Source organism: Mycobacterium sp. 852002-51163_SCH5372311 (assembly GCF_001667115.1).
Lineage (GTDB): Bacteria > Actinomycetota > Actinomycetes > Mycobacteriales > Mycobacteriaceae > Mycobacterium.
Genome location: NZ_LZIJ01000093.1, coordinates 1 through 3,798, shown reverse-complemented (window position 1 = coordinate 3,798; position 3,798 = coordinate 1). Strand labels below are relative to the sequence as shown.

Sequence of the window (3,798 nt, the reverse complement as noted above, 5' to 3'; positions counted from 1 at the left end):
CGACGCAGGTCGCAGCTGGGTGATCACCGCCTACGTGCTGACGTTCGGCGGGTTGATGCTGCTCGGCGGCCGCCTCGGCGACACCATCGGGCGCAAGCGCACCTTCATCGTCGGCGTTGCGCTGTTCACCATCTCTTCCGTGCTGTGCGCGGTGGCCTGGGACGAGGTCACGATGGTCATCGCTCGGCTGTCGCAGGGCGTGGGGTCGGCCATCGCATCTCCCACCGGGCTGGCGCTGGTGGCAACCACGTTCCCCAAGGGACCCGCGCGTAACGCCGCGACGGCGGTGTTCGCCGCCATGACGGCTATCGGTTCGGTGATGGGTCTGGTGGTCGGCGGGGCGCTCACCGAGTGGTCCTGGCGGCTGGCGTTCTTGGTGAACGTGCCGATCGGCCTTGTCATGATCTACCTGGCCCGCACCTCGCTGCGGGAAACCAACCGCGAGCGGATGAAGCTCGACGCTACCGGGGCCATGCTGGCCACACTGGCTTGCACCGCGGCCGTCTTCGCCTTCTCGATGGGTCCGGAAAAGGGCTGGATTTCGGTGATCACAATCGGTTCGGGCGTGGTGGCCGTGGCCGCCGCGATCGCCTTCCTGATCGTCGAGCGCACCGCCGAAAACCCCGTCGTGCCATTCCATTTGTTCAGGGACCGCAACCGGCTGGTCACCTTCAGTGCGATCCTGCTAGCCGGTGGCGTGATGTTCAGCCTCACCGTCTGCATCGGCCTGTACGTGCAGGACATCCTGGGCTACAGCGCCCTGCGCGCAGGCGTCGGCTTCATACCGTTCGTAATCGCGATGGGAATCGGCCTGGGTGTGTCCTCGCAGCTGGTGTCACGATTTTCGCCGCGGGTGCTGACCATCGGCGGTGGGTGGCTACTGCTGGGCGCCATGATCTACGGCTCGGCGTTCATGCACCGCGGTGCGCCGTACTTCCCCAACCTGGTGATGCCGATCGTCATCGGCGGCATCGGTATCGGCATGGTCGTGGTCCCGCTGACCCTATCGGCGATCGCCGGCGTCGGCTTCGACCAGATCGGCCCGGTCTCGGCGATCGCGCTGATGCTGCAGAGCCTCGGCGGCCCGCTGGTGCTGGCCGTCATCCAAGCGGTGATCACCTCGCGCACCCTGTACCTGGGCGGTACCACCGTCCCGGTGAAGTTCATGAACGACGTGCAGTTGCGCGCGCTCGACCACGGCTATACCTACGGGCTGCTGTGGGTGGCCGGTACGGCCGTCATCGTCGGCCTCATGGCGCTGTTCATCGGGTACACCCCGGAGCAGGTGGCCCACGCGCAGGAAGTCAAGGACGCGATCGACGCAGGCGAGCTGTAGCCGGGCGCCGGCTGGGCAAGTCCACCTGAAAACCTCGGTTAGGCTTGCGCGCTGTGGTCACCCGGATGTCGAAACTCTTCCTGCGCACCCTGCGTGACGATCCCGCCGACGCCGAGGTCCCCAGCCACAAGCTGCTGATCCGCGCCGGTTACATCCGGCCGGTCGCGCCGGGGCTGTACAGCTGGCTCCCGCTCGGGCTGCGGGTGCTGCGCAACATCGAACGCGTGGTTCGCGACGAGATGAATGCTATTGGCGGCCAGGAGATCCTGTTTCCCGCCCTGCTGCCGCGCGGACCGTACGAGATCACCAACCGCTGGACCGAGTACGGCGACAGCGTGTTTCGGCTCAAGGACCGTCGCTCGAATGACTTCCTGCTGGGCCCCACACACGAAGAGCTGTTCACCCTGACCGTCAAGGGCGAATACAGCTCCTACAAGGACTTCCCGCTAGTGCTCTACCAGATCCAGACCAAGTACCGAGACGAGGCGAGGCCGCGGGCCGGCATCTTGCGCGCCCGGGAATTCGTCATGAAGGACTCCTACTCTTTCGACATCGACGCCGCCGGGCTCAAGGCCGCGTATCACGCGCACCGGGAGGCTTACCAGCGCATTTTCGAGCGCTTAGGCGTCCGCTACGTCATCGTGTCGGCGGTGTCGGGCGCCATGGGCGGCAGCGCTTCCGAAGAGTTCCTGGCCGACAGCCCCATCGGCGAGGACAGCTTCGTGCGGTGCCTGGAGTCGGGTTACGCGGCCAACGTCGAGGCGGTTATGACTGCTCGCCCGGAGGCGCCGCCAGCGGAAGTCGTGGCCGGACTGCCCGAGGCGGTGATTCACGACACGGGCGACACCCCGACCATCGCGACCCTGGTGGCCTGGGCAAACGAAGCTGACCTCGGCCGCAGCGTCACCGCCGCGGACACCCTGAAGAATGTCCTGGTCAAGGTTCGCCAGCCCGGCGACGACTGGGAGCTGCTGGCCATCGGCGTGCCCGGTGATCGCGAGGTCGACGACAAACGGCTGGCCGCGGCGCTGGAACCTGCCGAGTTCGCCTTTCTCGGCGACGAGGACTTCGCCGGATATCCTTTCCTGGTCAAGGGTTATATCGGTCCGAAAGCACTGCGCGACAACGGCATTCGCTACCTGGTGGACCCGCGGGTGGTCGACGGCAGCAGTTGGATAACCGGAGCCGACGAACCCGGCCGTCATGTCGTCGGCTTGGTGGCCGGCCGCGACTTCACCGCCGATGGGACCATCGAGGCCGCCGAGGTGCGCGAGGGGGATCCCTCCCCGGACGGGGCCGGACCGCTGGTCATGGCGCGCGGCATCGAGATCGGGCACATCTTCCAGCTCGGCCAGAAATACACCGACGCTTTCACCGCCGACGTGCTCGGCGAGGACGGCAAGCCGGTGCGGCTGATCATGGGCTCCTACGGCATCGGGGTATCGCGGCTGGTCGCCGTCGTCGCCGAACAGCACCATGACGAACTTGGCCTGCGCTGGCCGTCGTCGATCGCGCCGTTCGGCGTTCATCTGGTGATCGCCAACAAGGACGCCGAGGCTCGCACCGGGGCCGCCGAGCTGGCTGACGAACTGGATCGGCTGGGCATCGAGGTGCTGCTCGACGACCGCCAGGCGTCGCCCGGCGTCAAGTTCAAGGATGCTGAGCTGCTCGGCGTGCCCTGGATCGTCGTGGTCGGGCGCGGCTGGGCCGACGGCGTGGTCGAGCTGCGCGACCGCTTCAGCGGTCAGACCCGCGAACTGCCTACCGGCGCTTCGCTGGCCGCCGACATTGCCGCCGCCGTCGGCGCTTAGTTACTGCCGGCTATTCGTTGCCGCCCGGGAAACTCGAGGTGATCGGCCACGCCCCCAGCACTCGATTCCACCGAGCGGCCATGACCGCGCTCTGGGTCAGGGCAGTGGACGCGAACGCCCGGTCACTCGCGGTGTCGGCGCGCTCGATGACCGCACGCCAGGCCGTCGCGCCGTCGTTCTCCATCCGCACGGCGAGCCGCGCCGCGTCGGCAGCGCTGGCCACCAGCATCGGCAACTGGTAGCCGGTGGCGGCCACCGGGGGAGTGACCTTGCGGGCGGCCAGCATCGCGATAACGTCGTCACGCCGTTGCCGGTGCTGCAGCAGTGCTTCCACCACCAGCTCGTTGACACTGGGCGGCGAAAGCGCGGACACGATGCCGTAGCCGTAGACGGTCGAGTGTTCGATCGTGAGGGCGTCCTCGAGCGCCGAGACATCAGCGTCTTTGCCGGTGGGCGGGCCGGCCGGTGACGCATTCGCGGTGGGTTCGGCCGAGGTCATATCGAGGGACCTCCCGGCACCAGGGCAACCGTGTAGGAAGCGGTGCAGGAAGCGGCGATGGAGGCCAGCAGCCCTGCCCGGTAGCCCGATGAGGTGGCCACCAGGCGGCCGGCGTTTTCGGCCGAGGCGCGCAGCGAATCGATCACGTCGGA

Annotated in this window: 3 protein-coding genes and 1 pseudogene; 2 read left to right on the top strand and 2 right to left on the bottom strand. The window is 67.5% G+C overall.

Going from position 1 to position 3,798, the window contains the following annotated elements; genetic code table 11:
- Both A5791_RS12940 and A5791_RS12935 read left to right on the top strand, forming a co-directional pair.
- The coding region (locus A5791_RS12940) for an MFS transporter (RefSeq protein WP_067236794.1) at window positions 1-1,336 on the top strand (1,336 nt) is incomplete at its 5' end.
- Window positions 1,337-1,389: 53 nt separating this feature from the next.
- Window positions 1,390-3,147 carry a proline--tRNA ligase gene (locus A5791_RS12935; RefSeq protein ID WP_067236791.1) on the top strand — a complete coding sequence of 586 codons (1,758 nt, stop codon included), beginning with the start codon at window positions 1,390-1,392 and terminating at the stop codon, window positions 3,145-3,147.
- 10 nt (window positions 3,148-3,157) lie between these two features.
- Here A5791_RS12935 and A5791_RS12930 read toward each other — a convergent pair whose 3' ends face one another.
- Together A5791_RS12930 and A5791_RS26765 are read right to left on the bottom strand one after the other, a co-directional pair.
- Window positions 3,158-3,646: a ferritin-like domain-containing protein gene (locus A5791_RS12930; protein ID WP_067236786.1), complete on the bottom strand. Its 489-nt coding sequence runs from the start codon at window positions 3,644-3,646 to the stop codon at window positions 3,158-3,160.
- Window positions 3,643-3,798, bottom strand: a pseudogene (locus A5791_RS26765) (hypothetical protein); the annotation flags it as partial. The pseudogene A5791_RS26765 and the gene A5791_RS12930, both read right to left, overlap by 4 nt.

Excerpts from the sequence above, each read along its gene's own strand:
- A5791_RS12930 (WP_067236786.1), bottom strand. The coding sequence starts at position 3,646 with ATGACCTCGGCCGAACCCACCGCGAATGCGTCACCGGCCGGCCCGCCC.